The sequence below is a fragment of the Clostridium muellerianum genome (genome assembly GCF_012926525.1).
Lineage (GTDB): Bacteria > Bacillota > Clostridia > Clostridiales > Clostridiaceae > Clostridium_AM > Clostridium_AM muellerianum.
The window spans coordinates 142,800-158,570 of record NZ_JABBNI010000004.1 but is presented as its reverse complement, the minus strand read 5'-3'; the positions used below and the strand labels follow the sequence as shown (position 1 = coordinate 158,570).

General features: G+C 30.6%; 17 protein-coding genes. All 17 read left to right on the top strand.

What is annotated here, in order from left to right; translation table 11 throughout:
• Nucleotides 1–4: 4 nt before the first annotated feature.
• The 17 genes from fliG to HBE96_RS01725 all read left to right on the top strand — a co-directional run bounded on the left by fliG (nucleotide 5) and on the right by HBE96_RS01725 (nucleotide 15,761).
• Entirely contained in the window at nucleotides 5–1,021 is a 1,017-nt protein-coding gene (fliG, locus tag HBE96_RS01805; protein WP_169296059.1) for a flagellar motor switch protein FliG, read from the top strand.
• Entirely contained in the window at nucleotides 1,005–1,784 is a 780-nt protein-coding gene (locus HBE96_RS01800) for a FliH/SctL family protein (protein WP_169296058.1), read from the top strand. Before fliG ends, HBE96_RS01800 begins: the two co-directional genes overlap by 17 nt.
• Nucleotides 1,785–1,796: 12 nt before the next feature.
• Nucleotides 1,797–3,104 carry a flagellar protein export ATPase FliI gene (gene fliI, locus HBE96_RS01795; protein ID WP_169296057.1) on the top strand — a complete coding sequence of 436 codons (1,308 nt, stop codon included), beginning with the start codon at nucleotides 1,797–1,799 and terminating at the stop codon, nucleotides 3,102–3,104.
• A gap of 15 nt (nucleotides 3,105–3,119) precedes the next feature.
• Nucleotides 3,120–3,560 carry a flagellar export protein FliJ gene (gene fliJ / locus HBE96_RS01790; protein WP_169296056.1) on the top strand — a complete coding sequence of 147 codons (441 nt, stop codon included), beginning with the start codon at nucleotides 3,120–3,122 and terminating at the stop codon, nucleotides 3,558–3,560.
• Nucleotides 3,561–3,565: 5 nt separating this feature from the next.
• Nucleotides 3,566–5,011, top strand: coding sequence for a flagellar hook-length control protein FliK (locus tag HBE96_RS01785; RefSeq protein WP_169296055.1), 1,446 nt, complete (start codon nucleotides 3,566–3,568; stop codon nucleotides 5,009–5,011).
• Between the two features lie 37 nt (nucleotides 5,012–5,048).
• A complete protein-coding gene (locus HBE96_RS01780; RefSeq protein WP_169296054.1) occupies nucleotides 5,049–5,780 on the top strand; it encodes a flagellar hook capping FlgD N-terminal domain-containing protein in 732 nt (243 codons plus the stop codon).
• Between the two features lie 20 nt (nucleotides 5,781–5,800).
• Nucleotides 5,801–6,190 (top strand): TIGR02530 family flagellar biosynthesis protein, encoded by a 390-nt coding sequence (locus tag HBE96_RS01775; protein ID WP_169296053.1) that lies wholly within the window; start codon nucleotides 5,801–5,803, stop codon nucleotides 6,188–6,190.
• Between the two features lie 84 nt (nucleotides 6,191–6,274).
• On the top strand, nucleotides 6,275–7,321 hold the full coding sequence (locus HBE96_RS01770; RefSeq protein WP_169296052.1) for a flagellar hook-basal body complex protein: 1,047 nt from the start codon (nucleotides 6,275–6,277) through the stop codon (nucleotides 7,319–7,321).
• A gap of 106 nt (nucleotides 7,322–7,427) precedes the next feature.
• Nucleotides 7,428–7,646, top strand: a complete 219-nt coding sequence (locus tag HBE96_RS01765; protein ID WP_169296051.1) for a flagellar FlbD family protein — start codon at nucleotides 7,428–7,430, stop codon at nucleotides 7,644–7,646.
• Nucleotides 7,647–7,743: 97 nt separating this feature from the next.
• Entirely contained in the window at nucleotides 7,744–8,271 is a 528-nt protein-coding gene (locus HBE96_RS01760) for a flagellar basal body-associated FliL family protein (RefSeq protein WP_169296050.1), read from the top strand.
• A 35-nt stretch (nucleotides 8,272–8,306) separates the two neighbouring features.
• The gene (gene fliO, locus HBE96_RS01755; RefSeq protein WP_169296049.1) at nucleotides 8,307–8,663 is read left to right on the top strand and encodes a flagellar biosynthetic protein FliO; all 357 of its coding nucleotides are present in this window, start codon (nucleotides 8,307–8,309) and stop codon (nucleotides 8,661–8,663) included.
• The gene (gene fliP, locus HBE96_RS01750) at nucleotides 8,656–9,432 is read left to right on the top strand and encodes a flagellar type III secretion system pore protein FliP (protein ID WP_206154790.1); all 777 of its coding nucleotides are present in this window, start codon (nucleotides 8,656–8,658) and stop codon (nucleotides 9,430–9,432) included. Before fliO ends, fliP begins: the two co-directional genes overlap by 8 nt.
• 10 nt (nucleotides 9,433–9,442) lie before the next feature.
• Entirely contained in the window at nucleotides 9,443–9,712 is a 270-nt protein-coding gene (gene fliQ / locus HBE96_RS01745; RefSeq protein WP_169296048.1) for a flagellar biosynthesis protein FliQ, read from the top strand.
• 49 nt (nucleotides 9,713–9,761) lie between these two features.
• Entirely contained in the window at nucleotides 9,762–11,594 is a 1,833-nt protein-coding gene (locus HBE96_RS01740) for a fused FliR family export protein/FlhB family type III secretion system protein (protein ID WP_169296104.1), read from the top strand.
• A gap of 65 nt (nucleotides 11,595–11,659) precedes the next feature.
• Nucleotides 11,660–13,675 (top strand): flagellar biosynthesis protein FlhA, encoded by a 2,016-nt coding sequence (gene flhA / locus HBE96_RS01735; RefSeq protein ID WP_425350697.1) that lies wholly within the window; start codon nucleotides 11,660–11,662, stop codon nucleotides 13,673–13,675.
• A complete protein-coding gene (gene flhF, locus HBE96_RS01730; protein WP_169296046.1) occupies nucleotides 13,675–14,886 on the top strand; it encodes a flagellar biosynthesis GTPase FlhF in 1,212 nt (403 codons plus the stop codon). The genes flhA and flhF overlap by 1 nt, the downstream gene beginning before the upstream one ends.
• Nucleotides 14,883–15,761, top strand: a complete 879-nt coding sequence (locus HBE96_RS01725) for a MinD/ParA family protein (protein ID WP_169296045.1) — start codon at nucleotides 14,883–14,885, stop codon at nucleotides 15,759–15,761. The genes flhF and HBE96_RS01725 overlap by 4 nt, the downstream gene beginning before the upstream one ends.
• The last annotated feature ends 10 nt before the right edge of the window (nucleotides 15,762–15,771 follow it).

Below are 15,771 nucleotides of genomic sequence, written 5' to 3'. Positions count from 1 at the left end.
GGATTTGGCTAAAGAAAATGAAAAGTTAACAGGTGTTCAAAAAGCAGCCATATTGTTTATAACCCTTGGACCAGAGGCTTCTGCAGGAATAATTAAAAAGCTACCAGAATCAGAAATTCAAAAAATAACCTATGAAATAGCTAATATAGCATCAGTTAAATCTGACCAGAAACAAGAAATACTTGCAGAATTTATAGAAATGAATAAGGCTAAAGATTACTTAACTGAGGGCGGAATGGATTATGCTAAAAGTCTTTTGTCTAAGGCTTTAGGTAGTCAAAGGGCTATGGAGATATTGGATAAGGTTACAGAGGCTACACAACAGTTTAGGCCTTTTGCAATAGCTAGAAAGGCAGATGCCCATCAGCTTTTAAACATAATAACTAATGAGCATCCTCAAACTATTGCACTTATATTATGTTATCTTCAATCAGATAAATCAGGACAAATATTATCTGCATTGCCAGAAGACGTACAGGCAGAAGTAGCATATAGAATAGCTACAATGAGCAATACATCTCCAGTAGTAGTAAAGGAAATTGAAAAAGTTCTAGATGGTAAACTATCTTCTGTAGTTAAATCTGATATGAAGGTAATTGGTGGAGTTCAGACAATAGTAGAAATTCTTAATCAAGTTGATAGAACTACAGAGAAGAATATTACGGAAGGACTTGAAAAAGAAGATGCTGAATTAGCAGAAAAAGTTAAAGAGTCTATGTTCGTATTTGAGGATATTATTACTCTTGACGATGTTTCTATACAAAGAGTTCTTAGAGAAGTTGAAAATAAGGAGCTTGGATTGGCTCTTAAAGGCTGCTCTGAAGAAGTTGCAAATGCTATCTTTAGAAATCAATCTAAGAGAGCTGCAGCTGCTTTAAAGGAAGATATAGAATTCTTAGGACCAGTAAGACTTATGGATGTTGAAAAAGCTCAACAGAAAATTGTAGGTATTATAAGAAGATTAGACGAAGCTGGAGAGATAGTAATATCAAGAGGTGGAGAAGATGCAATCATCGTATAGAATTATTAAAAGTACCAGCGTAGCTAGTGATGGGTTAAAGAAAATAGTAACAGAATTTGAAACTCAAGAATCGGTTGAACAAAAAAACTTGGCTGAAACTAATGCTAAAACTTTTATAGATAGTTATGAGAGTTTAGCTAAGACTATGGTAGAAAATGCTAGAGTGCAAAGTGATAAATTGATTTCAAAAGCTTTTGAAGAAGCAGAAAGATTACAAAAAGAAGCATGTGAAAAAGGATATAATAAAGGATATAATGAAGGATTACAAAAAGGTAGTGAAGATGGATTTAATAAAGCTTATGAAGAAGGATATAAGGAAAATATAGAAAAAGCTGAAAAAGAAGGTCAAATAATAAAAGATAATGCAGATAATATATTAAGAACTTGTAAAGTGGAAAAAGAAAGATATTTAAAGGAAAAAGAAGAAGAAATAAGAGAGTTAATAGTAAACTGTGTTGAATCCATTTTAAAAAGAGAAGTTAAAGATAAGGATGGTTTAAATGATGTTATATTTGAAGCCTTATCTAGAGTGAAAAACACCAAAACTTTCATAATAAAAAGCAATGAAACGTATTGTGAAGAATTAAAAAATAAAGTAGAATTGTGGAAAGAACAACTTCCATTTAGAGGAGATATTTTTATTATACCTGATAAAGATGTGGAAATTGGAAAAGCTATCATTGAGAGAGAAAATGGTAAGATTATAGTCAGTATTGATGGAGCCATAGAAAAAGTAAAAGAGATAGTACTTAAGGATCAGTAGGCAGGTGTTTTTATGATTAACATAAACTTTAATTCCTTAAATAAGAAGGTACATGAAATGGATTTTGACTACTCAGAAGGAATAGTAAGTAAAGTTATAGGACTTACAGTAGAGGTAGAAGGAATAAAGTCTTTTGTTGGCGAGGTTTGTACTATATATAATGAAAAAAATCATCCTGTTACCTGTGAAGTAGTTGGTTTCAAGGAGAATAATGTTATCCTAATGCCACTTGGAGAATTAATAGGAATTGCTCCAGGCTGCAGAGTTGTACCAGAAGGAATACCTTTAAGTGTAAAGTGTTCAGATGAATTGTTTGGAAAAGTTTTAAATGGACTTGGACAACCTTTAGATGGAGAAGAAATAGGAGTAGGAACGGTTTATCCGCTAGACACTGAACCGCCTGATCCATTAAAAAGGAGAAGAATAAAGGATGTTATACCTACAGGAATTCGTGCTATTGATGGTTTTATAACCTGTGGAGAAGGACAAAGAATTGGTATTTTTGCAGGTAGTGGTGTAGGAAAAAGCACAACTCTTGGTATGATTGCAAGATATGCAGAGGCAGATGTTAATGTAATTGCTCTTATAGGCGAAAGAGGAAGAGAAGTCAAGGACTTTATAGAAAAAGATCTAGGCGAAGAAGGTATGAAAAAGTCTATAATTGTATGTGCGACTTCGGACAAACCGGCATTAGTAAGATTAAAAGGGGCTTTTACAGCTACAGCTATTGCGGAATACTTTAGGGACAAAGGAAATAAGGTAATACTTATGATGGATTCTGTAACAAGATTTGCTATGGCACAAAGAGAAATAGGACTTGCTATAGGAGAACCACCAGCAACAAAAGGGTATACGCCTTCTGTTTTTGCAAAGCTTCCTAGGCTTATGGAAAGAGCAGGTATGTCTGATAAGGGATCTATTACAGCTTTTTATACTGTACTAGTGGATGGTGATGATTTTAATGAACCTATAGCAGATGCAGTAAGAGGTATATTAGATGGGCATATTGTGTTATCTCGTGATTTAGCTGCTAAAAATCATTATCCATCTATAGATGTACTAAGTAGTATAAGTAGACTTATGTCTGAAGTAGCAGAAGATGATCACAAAAAAACAGCATCATTTGCTAGAGATCTTCTTTCAACCTATAAGAACTCAGAGGATTTGATAAATATAGGAGCTTATGTAAAAGGCAGCAATAAGAAAGTAGATACTTCAATACAGTATTATGATGACATAATAGGTTATTTAAAACAGGGGATCAAAGAACATACAGCTTTTTCGGAAAGTGTAGCTTCTTTAAAAGGTATTTTTCAATAATTAAGGGGGGATTTTATGAGCAAATACAATTTTAGATTGCAAAAACTTTTAGATATCAGACTAGACAAAGAAGAAGAAAGTAAGAGAAATTTTACTGAAGCACAAAATGAAAAATTAAAAGTTGAATCAAAATTACAACAGCTTAATGAAAATTATGAAAAGTACAGAAACATTTCAGGTACTGAATCGGCTGTAAAACGCAGAATAACTCATATATATTTGAATGCTATAAATTATAGTATAAATGAAGCTTGTGAGGAACTTAAATTAAAGGAAAAAACTTTACAAGATAAAAGATATGATTTAAATGAAAAACGCGTTGAAAGAAAAACAGTTGAAATACTTAAAGAAAAAGGTGAGGCAGCATTTTTAAAAGAGCAAAATCTTATAGAGCAGAGGAACAATGATGAATTTGCTCTATATGGATTTATAAGAAACCATCGTGAAGGGAGGTGAAAAAAATGAATATGAATGTTTTAAGTGTAGTAAACAATAATAGCAGTAATTATAAAAGTGATATTAGTACTTCAAAAGACAATAATAGTACATTTAATACTGTATTATCTAAAACTAATTCAGTAAACCAGGATTCTCAAACTTTGAATAAAAACAATAAATCTCAGGATTTAAAAGATTCTAAATTTGAGGTTTCTGAAGAAACTAAAAAGGCTTTAAAAGAAGCTGGTTTATCTGATAAGGACATAGAAAATATTAAATCACCAGATGACTTGAAAAGTGTTATAGTAGAAAAAGTATTAAGTGGAGATTCAGATAGCAAAATTGATTTAGATAAGTTATTAATGATTTTAGCAGCTCTTTTAAAAGTAGATGCTAAAGATTTGCAAAATTTAAAAGCAAAAACTATATCTGAAATAAAAGATGCTTTAGATACTATTGTTAAAGCAGTAGGTGATAAAGAAAAAAATATTGCTACAGAAAAGCTTTCACAAATTTTGAGTTCTGTTGGAGATAAGGTTAAGGAAGTTTTGGATAAAAACTTTTCAAAAGTGCAAGATCCAACAGTTAGATTACTTTTAACAAAAGAAGTAATGGATCAAATAGAGAAAGAAGTAATACCACAAATAACTGAGAACTTAAGCAAAGTTAATTTGCCGGAAGCTTCAGGCGATATTTTAACTAAAATACAACAAGAATTAAAGTTAGCTTTAAGTTCAAGTTTAAAGGATGTTAATACAGATAATAATATAGACAAGAACAGTAAAAGTACTATTTTAGATTTCAAAGAAACTTATAGAGAAATTTCAAATAGTAATACTTCTGAATTGGCTGTTGCAAGTAAAAAACAAGATTCTGATAAAAATTCTTCTTTAAATAAGGAAACTTCAAAAGAAGATAACTTTTTAAAATCTCTTACTAGTGATACAGGTAAGGAAGATAAAATTTCAAAGGCTACAAATTTTATGACTCAATTTAATAATGTAAATAAAAATATTAAAGTAGAAGATGTAGCTGACATGGTAATAAACAAAAATAATATAACTAATGATGTAATAAAAACTATAAAGTATATGGAAACTAATAATATAAAGAACTTAACAGTAAAAATTGCACCAAAAGAACTAGGAGAAGTTATTATAAAACTAACTGTAGAAGGTGGGGTTATGAAAGCATCTATTGGTGCTTCAAATAAGGAAGCCTTTAATTTATTAAATTCTAATATAACAGATATGACACAAAAGCTTCAAAATAATGATACAAAAATTAATAGTCTTTCCTTAAATATTTACAATGAAGATACTACTTTCTTTAAAGATGGTTCCAATAGTGGAAATAATCAAAATGGTAAAAACAATAAAAAGGCTAAGGCTATAGGTGCTATAGAAGAAACTACAAATGAACTAGAAGATCAAAATGAAATAGACAGTAATGTAAATATTTTGGCATAGTAAAAGGCTTAATTTAAAAAAGTTAGGGGGCAAAGGTATGGCTGGAGTAAATAGTGCTACCAATACGAGTACTGCTGCTAACTCAAAGAATAGTGATGTTAAAAAGGCTGAGGATAGTAATGCTACTAAAACTTCAAGAGGTACTAGAATAGTAAAAAAAGGTCAGGATATGGATAAAAATGCGTTTTTTAAGATCTTAGCTGCAGAGTTATCAAATCAAGATCCTTCTAATGCTAAGGATGGAACTGAATATGTATCACAAATGGCACAGTTTTCAAGTTTGGAACAAATGGTTAATTTAAACACTACTATGAAGTTTACGGGAGCTAATAATTTAATAGGTAAAAGTGTAACTTTAAACAAACTAGATGAAAATGGTAATTTTTACAGTGGATTAGTAACTAATGTAGTTAAAAGTGGTAGTAATATACAATTAAATGTACTAGTAGGAAAAACAAAGGATAAAGATGGAAATATAGTTAATGATATTCGAAAGTTTGATATTGATGATGCAACTGAAATAGATGATGCAAGTAGTTTAAATAACTATTCAAATACTGTAAATAATACTAATGAGTTTTTAAGTGCATCAGCTTTAGTTGGTAAAACAGTAGAGCTAAGTGATAAAGATAGTAATAATAAAAATTACACTGGAGTAGTAAAAGCAGTATCAAGAGGTGCTGAAGGAATAAAAGTAACTGTAGATATTGGAAATAATCAAACTAAGGACTTCTCATATGATGATATAACTAACCTAAAGGAAAGTTAATTTGCAGGAAGAGTGATATTATGGGATATAGAGTTGTTAATGGTAAGCTTTATTTAATTCAGGACTTTCAAGGGTGTAATAGTAGCAATAAGAAAGTTAATGAAAATAATAGTGGTTCTTTTAAAGATTTACTAAATAAGAAAATAGACAACAAGGAAAGCTTTGTTATATCCAATCATGCAGCAGAAAGACTTAAAGAAAGAAATATAAGTTTTAATGAAAGTGACATGAAAAATATAAATGAAGGTATTAATAAAGCAGAACAAAAAGGAAGCAAAGAAACTCTAATTCTTTATAAAGATACAGCTCTTATAACTTCGATAAAAAATAGGACTATTATTACAGCAATGGCTAAAGAAAATAGCAAAAACAATGTTTTTACTAATATTGATAGTGTAGTTATATTATAAAGGCAGGACCTAAACAAGGATGCCAAACTTTGTGGAACGATTGAAGCAAAGTAAAAATAAATGAATTTTAGGAGGTATAAAATTATGTTACCATCCATGTTCTCAGGAATTAGTGGATTAAAAGTTAATCAGAGAAAATTAGATGTAATAGGTAATAACATAGCAAATTCAAGTACTACAGCTTATAAAGGTCAAAGAGCAAGATTTGAAGATATGGTAAGCCAAAGTATGGCAGCAGCTACAGGGGCTAGTTCAAAGTTAGGTGGTACTAATCCAAGACAAGTTGGTCTTGGTGTTCAATTAGCAGGTATAGATACTTCTACTGGTCAGGGAAGTATGCAGCCAACTTCAAATCCTCTTGATGCAGCAATAGATGGAGAGGGATATTTTATTGTAGGAACAGGCGCTGTACCTGATAATACTAGTAGTGAAGCAGGAGAAGATGTAGCAGGTACGATTTATGTTACTGATGATGAAAATCATACTATGGCAGGTACTGGAGTTACTGCCAATTTTACAAGAGATGGTTCATTTACAAGAGATACCCAAGGAAGTTTGTTAACATCTGATGGATTAAGAGTATATGGATATGCGAATGAGAATGTTGTAATAAATTATGCTGATGGTAAAGCGAATCCTAAAGTACCATTTACAGGTACTTATACTAAAAATGCTACAGGTGGGGCGGATACAAATATTCTTGCTGGAGGATTAGTACCATTAGTTATACCAGAGTCCTTGTCTGATGGTGCTACTAGTCATAAGATAAAGTCATATTCTATAGGATCAGATGGAACAATTACTGCTACATTAGATACTGGTACAGCAGTTCTTGGCCAAATAGCTATGGCTTCTTTTAAAAATCCTGCTGGACTTTCAAAGCTAGGCAAAAATCTATATCAAACATCACCAAATTCAGGAGATCCAGTTGTAAGAAGTAATTTGGGTTCAGCTAATGATAATAGTGCAGGCTATGGAGATGTGCGTCAAGGAATGCTTGAAATGTCAAATGTAGATTTAGCAGAAGAATTTACTAATATGATAATAGCTAACAGGGCTTTTCAAGCTAATGGAAAAATAATAACTACTGGAGATGAAATATTACAGGACTTAGTTAACTTGAAGAGGTAGTTTATTTTGTTTATAGTGGATAATTGAAGAGTGAGAGTTAAGGAGGAAAACTTCCTTAACTGTCCACTATCCACTTTTAACTTTCAACTAAAAAAGGAGAGCTGATATGATAAAACTTGTAGGGCTTGATAATAAGGAGATTGTTATTAATGCAGATCAGATAGAGAAGCTGCAGGAAGTACCAGAAAGTGTTGTAACTTTAGTTAATGGCAGAAAATATTTAGTGAAAGAATCTAATGATGAGATTATTAGAAAAGTTATTGAATACAAAAGAAAAATATTTTTAGGTGATGGAATGAAACAACCCTCTGAAAAAACATTTTAATTACATAAGTAAGTTAAACTAAGCTTCACTTCATGTTTATTGGTTAACCTTAAAATTATGTAAGTTGACTAATATGTAACGAAAAGGAGAAAGTAAAATGGAAAATAAAACAGAAAAAAAAGGTGGAAAAAAGGTAATATTTATAGTAATAGGTTTAGTAGCACTAGTAATAGTAGGTGCAGGTGCATATTTTGGTTACACTATGTTTAGTAAGTCAAAAGGAACAGCAAAAACTACAGTTCAAACTGCAGCAAAAACAACTCAGACCCAGACTGAAACTCAGCAAACAAATCAAAATCAAAGTTATTTGGAACAAATAGTTTCAGAAAAAAATGTAGGTTTAGATGAGTGTTTGATTAATTTAGCAGATGAAGATGGTAAGAGGTATTTAAAAGCAAAAATTTTTGTAGGATACGATAAAAATTCAAAGTTAGAAACTGAGTTAACTGATAAAAAACCATTGGTGCGAGATGCAGTTATAGCTGTACTTAGAAATAAAAAAGCAGCTGACATAGTACCCAAAAATATGGACGCTATAAAAATGGAGCTTATTCAAAAAATAAATCCTTTACTTAAAAAAGGTCAGATTAACAATGTTTATTTTAGTGATATTTTAGTTCAGTAGTTTTTTATTAAAATTTGAGAGAATGGAGAATTTGCATGAACTTACAATTTGGGGTGATGCTTTTAAAAATACTAATATTTTTACCTTTTATACTTATACTTATATACATTTGTGTGAAATTTGGTGGAAGTAAACTTCAAGATATTCAGAATGGAAAATATGTAAAAATTTTAGACAGAACACCGCTATCAAAGGAAAATTCTCTATTAGTAGTTAAAATTGGAGATAAGGGATATGTATTATCTTCTACATTAGGCCAAATAAATATAATTTCGGAAATTGATAAAGATGAAATTTTAAAGATAGAAGCCTCTAAAACTATACCTCAATATGCTGATTTAAAAGATTTTTATAATAAACTTAAATTTAAAAAGGAAGATAAAGATGAATAAAAACAAGAGTAAAGTTATAATAAGTGCTTTAGTTTTAGTATTTATGTTTTTAGCATTTTATACATCAAAAGCTTATGCAGCTCCAGAGGCTTTTCCAATACCAAAAGTAAATATTTCAGTAGACAATGCAAGTACACCACAGCAGTATGTTGGAAATTTAAAATTACTTATAATGCTTACAATTCTCACCATTTTACCTTCGTTTATCATGATGATGACAAGCTTTGTAAGAATTGTAGTAGTATTTGGATTTTTAAGAGGTGCAATGGGAACCCAACAATCTCCACCAAATACGATTTTAATTGGACTAGCACTATTTTTAACTGTATTTATTATGCAGCCGGTTTACGGTAAAATTAATGCTAATGCTATTCAACCATATATGCAAAATAAAATAACCCAGGAACAGGCTATTGATGCAGGTGCAAAGCCTTTAAGAGAATTTATGCTTAAGTATACCTATAAGAAAGACTTTCAGTTATTTATAGATACAGCAAAAGTGAATTATAAAGTTACAAAGGATAATGCACCGCTTTATGTAGTAGTGCCTGCTTATATGATAAGTGAGCTAAAAACTGCTTTTGAAATAGGATTTATGATATATATACCATTTATGATAATAGATTTAGTAGTAGCTAGTGTTCTTATGTCAATGGGTATGTTTATGCTTCCTCCAGCTATGGTGTCACTGCCATTTAAATTATTATTATTTGTAATGGTAGATGGATGGTATTTATTAGTAAAATCTTTGGTTACGAGTTTTTCGTGAGGTGAGCTAAATGAGTGAAAATATGGTAATAGGCATTATAAAGGATGCAATACAGACAGGACTTATAGTATCTGCACCTATTTTGATAATTTCAATATTAGTGGGACTTATTATAAGTATATTTCAGGCTACTACACAGATACAAGAGCAGACTTTGACTTTTGTACCAAAGCTTATTGCAGTAGCAGTAGTTGGACTTCTTACAGGAAGCTGGATGCTTCATCAATTAGTGAATTTTACAGAAAGAATATTTACGTACATAGCGCATATTACACAGTAAATGTTAAAAATTACGTGTTTAAAAATTTAATTTAAAATATTGGGAGGGGATTTTAGTAGATATTTTATATTTTACAGCATTAATACTTATAAGCATTAGAATGTTTTGTTTTTTTGTAGTAGTGCCTATCTTTTTCCCAAGTGGAACTCCAAATACAGTTAAGGTTGGTATAACTTTAGTTATTGCATATATATTGATACCTGGAGTAGATTATACAGGGATCAATAATATTAATAATAATTTACCATTTGTTATAAACTGCGTGAATGAAGCAGTGGCAGGATTTACTTTAGGATTTATAACAAATCTATGTTTTAATAGTGTGAAATTTGCAGGTAATATTATGGATATGCAAGTTGGATTTTCAATGATGACAATGTTTGATCCAACATCAAGCAGTAATACTACTTTTATAGAACATTTATTATATTGGTTTAGCATGGTAGTGTTTTTCATAGTAGATGGACATCACATGCTCATAAAAGCTTTAATAGAAAGCTTTAAGGTTATAAAATTAGGAAATTTTTGGTTGAACCAAAATTCAATAAATTTAATAGTAAAAGTATTCATTCAGTATTTTGAAATAGCGGTGAAAATAGCAATACCTATAGTATTGATAATTCTTATAACAGATATAACCATGGGACTGGTTTCTAGAACAGTTCCTCAACTAAATATAATGATACTTGGAATGCCAGTAAAAATACTCGTAGGACTTGGAGCATTTTGCTTCGCACTTCCTATATTTTTAAAAATGATAGAAAATTCCTTTTATGGAATACAGGATGCTATAAATGGATTTTATAAAACAATACCTCTACTTATAATATTCGCATCTGATGACAAAACTGAGGAAGCTACACCGAAAAAAAAGAGTGATGCTAGAAAAAAAGGACAGATAGCTAAAAGTAAGGAAATAGCTTTGGCATTAACTTTACTTGCTTCTACTATAGTAATTGTAGCTTTAGGCAGTTATGTTGGTAATGGACTTAAAAGTACACTAATAGTTTTCTTGAACAATTATTTAACTATGTCTTTAAGTTATGATAGTGTGCAAAAAATAGCAATTATAGTTGTATGGAGGATAGGAGTATTGTTTCTACCAGTAGTACTTCCAATTATGTGTATGGGAGTACTAGCAAACTTTCTTCAAACAGGAGCTCTTGTTACTTCAGAACCATTAAAACCTGATTTATCAAAGTTAAATCCTTTAAATGGATTTAAAAGAATGTTTTCTATGAGAACAGTTATGGAACTTTTTAAAGATTTGGCTATGATAACAATAGTAGGTTTTGTAGGGTATAAATTTGTAAGGGATAACTATGAATACATACTTACTTTAGGAAGTGTTAATGCACAAGCAGTGGCAGCTGCAGTAGGAAAACTTACAGTTAATATATTTTCTAGAATAACTCTGTTAATGATTATTATTTCATTAATAGATTATATTTATCAGAGGTTTCAATTTAATAAGGATTTAAAAATGTCTAAACAAGAAGTAAAAGAAGAATATAAGCAAGATGAGGGAGATCCTCAAATTAAAGGTAAAATAAAGCAAAAACAAAGAGAAATGGCCACTAGAAGAATGATGCAGGAAGTTCCTAAAGCAACTGTAGTTGTTACTAACCCTACTCATTTAGCTGTAGCACTTAAATATGAAGAAGGAGCAAATGCTCCAATAGTAGCTGCAAAAGGCGCAGATAGAGTAGCATTAAAAATAAAAGAAATAGCAAAACAAAATGAGGTGCCTATAATTGAAAATAAGCCTCTTGCAAGACTTATGTATAGTGAAGTTGAATTAGATGAAGAAATTCCAATGGATATGTATGAGGCAGTAGCAGAAATATTGGCATTAGTTTATAAAATAAAAAAACGTAAATAAACAGGGGTGGTATTTTGGAGAACAGTAGAAAAAGATTTAATATAAAAGATAATGTAGATATAATAATGGCTTTTGTAGTTATATCTGTAGTGTTAATGATTATAATACCATTACCTGCAGCTTTATTAGATGTACTTATAGCCTTTAATATTACTGTATCTGTAGTAATTATACTTTTAACAATGTTTACCACAGAGGTTTTACAATTTTCTGTATTTCCAACATTACTATTAATTACTACCTTATTTAGGTTAGCTCTTAATATATCATCTACTAGGTTAATACTTAGAGATGCTTTTGCAGGAGAAGTTATTAATGCTTTTGGAACCTTTGTTGTAGGTGGAAATTATGTGGTAGGTATAATTATATATCTTATTATAATAATTATACAATTTATAGTAATTACTAATGGTGCAGGCAGAGTATCAGAAGTTTCAGCTAGATTTACATTGGATGCTATGCCTGGTAAGCAAATGAGTATAGATGCAGATTTAAATTCAGGACTTATTGATGAAAATGGAGCAAAACAAAGAAGAGAAAATTTACAGCATGAAGCAGATTTTTATGGAGCTATGGATGGTGCTTCAAAGTTTGTAAAAGGGGATGCAGTAGCAGGACTTATAATTACAGTAATAAATATTATAGGTGGTATTGTAATAGGGGTTATAATGCTTAATATGGATGCATCAACTGCTGCACAAACGTATACAAAGCTTACCATAGGTGACGGACTTGTAACACAAATACCAGCACTTTTAATATCTACAGCATCAGGTATATTGGTTACTCGTTCAGGCAGTAATCAAAACTTTGGTTCCCTTGTTATAAAGCAGTTAACAGGATTTCCAAAAGTTATAGCTATAGCATCTATAGTACTTTTATTTCTTGCTATTATACCTGGACTTCCACACTTTGCATTTTTAACATTAGCTGTACTTTGTGGAATAGCTGCATACTTACTTTACAAAGATGCAAAGGAACAAGTTATTCAACAAATGGAAGTTGATCAGCAGGAAATAACGGAAATAGAAAGCAAGGAACCTGAAAATGTAATGAGTTTGATTTCTGTGGAACCTATGGAGGTTGAAATAGGTTATGGACTTATTCCTATGGCAGATGAAGCTGCAGGAGGAGATTTACTTCAAAGAGTAACTTCTGTAAGACGTCAATGTGCTATAGAAATGGGAATAGTAGTACAGCCTATTAGAATAAGAGATAATCTTCAATTAAAAACTAATGAATATGTAATTAAAATAAGGGGAACCATAATGGCAAGTGGAGAACTTATGCCAAATATGCTTTTGTGTATGGACCCTACTAATGGGGAAACAGAAATTCAAGGTATTCAAACTGTAGAGCCATCCTTTGGAATTCCAGCAGTATGGATAAACAAAGATCAAAGAGAAGAAGCAGAAATAAAAGGTTTTACAGTGGTGGATCCTACTACTGTTATGGTTACTCATTTGACAGAAACTATAAAGAATCATTCCTATGAACTATTAGGAAGACAAGAAGTTAAGGTTATGGTGGATTCTGTAAAAGAAAAGTACAGTGCTGTAGTGGAAGAACTTATACCAGATTTGCTTACCATAGGTGAACTACAAAAAGTACTTCAAAATCTTTTAAAAGAGAGAGTATCTATCAAGGATATGGTAACTATAATGGAGTCACTAGCAGATAATTCAAGAACTACAAAAGATATTGAGGTTTTAACTGAATACGTAAGATTTGCACTAGGAAGAAGTATTTGTAATCCACTCGTAGACGAGAATAGAGCTATATCCGTAGTTACATTAAATCCTCAAATAGAGGATTTAGTAGGAAACAATATTCAAAAGTCTATGCAGGGATCATTTCCAGCCATAGATCCAGATACTACAAGTAAAATATTAAGTGCTGTAAAAGAGACTTTAGATTCTGTGTACTTTTATGAAAACCAACCGGTAATATTAGTATCTCCTAAAATAAGACCAGCTTTTAGAAGACTTATAGAAATGGTTTTTCCAGCAGTAAATGTATTATCTCTTAATGAAATACCAAATGATATAGAGATAAAAACTGAAGGGATGGTTTCAATATAATGATAATTAAAAGGTATATAGTTAATAGCATGAATGAGGCAGTTACTAGAATAAGATATGAGCTTGGGAAAGATGCTGTTATAGTAAGTCAAAGAAAAGTAAGAAAAAAAGGTTTGCTTGGATTTTTCTCTAAAAAAGTTTTAGAAGTTACAGCTGCTGTGGATAACAATAAATCTGGGACCAAGAATATTAAGAAAAAAGAAAATGTAGAAGAAAGCATACAAGCTATAAAAAATATTATGAATAAAAGATTAGAGGAAGGCACCAATTATAATGGAGAAAATAGTGTAGAAGTAAATGATAATAGTGTAAAAAGAACTGAAGTTCTTTTTGATGAAAATTATAAATCATTGTTAGATAAAAGTAATGAAAATCTTATAAATGAAGTAAAAGAAATGAAAAATATACTAGGTCAAATTGTAAAAGAATCTAATCTAACTATTGGTAAAAGCAAAATTCAATTATACCTAGAGAAGATAGATGTAGAAGATAAAATCATTGAAAAGATGATAAATGAAATGAAAGTAATTCCAGAGAATATAACTGATAAAGAAAAGGTTAGAAAAGTAATGGAACGTATTGTAGTTTCAAAGTCGGAAGCTATAAAGTCTGAAAATGAAAGCAATATAATAGTGCTAGTTGGCCCAACTGGAGTTGGTAAAACTACAACTATTGCAAAATTGGCAGGAAAGATGTCACTTTTAGAAAATAAAAAGGTAGGACTTATAACTATAGATACATATAGAATAGGAGCTGTAGAACAACTTAAAACTTATGCAGATATAATGAATATACCTTTTAAAGTGGTTCTAACTATAAAAGAAATGGAATCAGCTGTAGAAAGTATGAATGATTGTGATGCAATTTTAATAGATACTACAGGAAGAAGCAGCAAAAATACAATGCAAATATCGGAACTTAGGGCATTTATAGAAAAGGTTAATACGGATAATGTTCATTTAGTAGTAAGTTGTACTACCAAAAACCGAGATATAGATGTAATACTTAACGGTTATAAACCTCTAAATTATAATAATATAATAATTACAAAATTAGATGAAACATCCACCTATGGTTCTATAATAAATATATGCGAAGGAGCAAAGAAGCCCATAAGTTTTATTACTACGGGGCAAAATGTTCCAGATGATATAAAATCAATGACCTCAAAGGAAATAACTAATCTTATACTAGGAGAGGATAGTATATGATGGATCAAGCTGAGAAATTGAGGAATCTAGTTCAGAAGGGAAAGATATTAAAACAAGAAAATAAATTAAATTTAAATAAACCTAGAATTATTACTGTAACATCTGGTAAAGGAGGAGTGGGCAAAAGTAATTTTGTAGTAAATATAGCTATTGCAATACAAAGAATGGGTAAAAAGGTACTCATATTTGATGCAGATATAGGTATGGGGAATGATGATGTACTTATGGGTTTTTTGCCGAAGTTTAATGTATATGATATAATATTTGATAATAAGTCTATAGAAGAAGTGGTAATTGAAGGACCTCTTGGAGTTAAACTTCTTCCAGGTGGAACTGGTATTTCAAAACTTGAAGAGGTTACAGAAGCTCAGAGAGAAGATTTTATAAATAAATTATCAGAGTTGAATGATATTGATTATGTAATAATGGATACAGGTGCAGGTGTAAACAGAAGTGTACTAGGTTTTATTACTTGCTGTGAGGAACTAATACTTATTACTACACCAGAGCCTACTTCTCTTACTGATGCGTATAGTCTTCTTAAAACAGTTAATCACTTTAAAGTAAAGGATTCTGCTAAAATTGTAGTGAATAAGACAATAGATGCAGCTGAAGGAGAAGCTACATATAATAAATTTTATAATGTAGTAAAAAAGTTTTTAAATGTAAAGCTTCAGTATTTGGGAAACATGAGTGAAGATAAGAAACTTATTAAGGCTGTAAGGCAGCAGGAACCTTTTTTAATAAGTTATCCTAATTCAGATGTGGCTAGGGACATAGAGTGTATAGCAAAAAAAATAATGGGTATTGAAAGTGAAAAAAGTGGAAAGAACATACAGGATTTATTTAAAAAAATATTCAATATATTTTCATAAGGAGTAATCA

Bases quoted from the DNA above. Each gene is read 5' to 3' on its own strand.
- fliJ (WP_169296056.1), top strand. From the start codon at position 3,120: ATGAGCAAATACAATTTTAGATTGCAAAAACTTTTAGATATCAGACTA.
- HBE96_RS01780 (WP_169296054.1), top strand. From the start codon at position 5,049: ATGGCTGGAGTAAATAGTGCTACCAATACGAGTACTGCTGCTAACTCA.
- HBE96_RS01800 (WP_169296058.1), top strand. From the start codon at position 1,005: ATGCAATCATCGTATAGAATTATTAAAAGTACCAGCGTAGCTAGTGAT.
- fliI (WP_169296057.1), top strand. From the start codon at position 1,797: ATGATTAACATAAACTTTAATTCCTTAAATAAGAAGGTACATGAAATG.
- fliP (WP_206154790.1), top strand. From the start codon at position 8,656: ATGAATAAAAACAAGAGTAAAGTTATAATAAGTGCTTTAGTTTTAGTA.
- HBE96_RS01760 (WP_169296050.1), top strand. From the start codon at position 7,744: ATGGAAAATAAAACAGAAAAAAAAGGTGGAAAAAAGGTAATATTTATA.
- fliO (WP_169296049.1), top strand. From the start codon at position 8,307: ATGAACTTACAATTTGGGGTGATGCTTTTAAAAATACTAATATTTTTA.
- HBE96_RS01765 (WP_169296051.1), top strand. From the start codon at position 7,428: ATGATAAAACTTGTAGGGCTTGATAATAAGGAGATTGTTATTAATGCA.
- fliQ (WP_169296048.1), top strand. From the start codon at position 9,443: ATGAGTGAAAATATGGTAATAGGCATTATAAAGGATGCAATACAGACA.
- HBE96_RS01775 (WP_169296053.1), top strand. From the start codon at position 5,801: ATGGGATATAGAGTTGTTAATGGTAAGCTTTATTTAATTCAGGACTTT.
- HBE96_RS01725 (WP_169296045.1), top strand. From the start codon at position 14,883: ATGATGGATCAAGCTGAGAAATTGAGGAATCTAGTTCAGAAGGGAAAG.
- flhA (WP_425350697.1), top strand. From the start codon at position 11,660: ATGGCTTTTGTAGTTATATCTGTAGTGTTAATGATTATAATACCATTA.
- flhF (WP_169296046.1), top strand. From the start codon at position 13,675: ATGATAATTAAAAGGTATATAGTTAATAGCATGAATGAGGCAGTTACT.
- HBE96_RS01785 (WP_169296055.1), top strand. From the start codon at position 3,566: ATGAATATGAATGTTTTAAGTGTAGTAAACAATAATAGCAGTAATTAT.
- HBE96_RS01770 (WP_169296052.1), top strand. From the start codon at position 6,275: ATGTTACCATCCATGTTCTCAGGAATTAGTGGATTAAAAGTTAATCAG.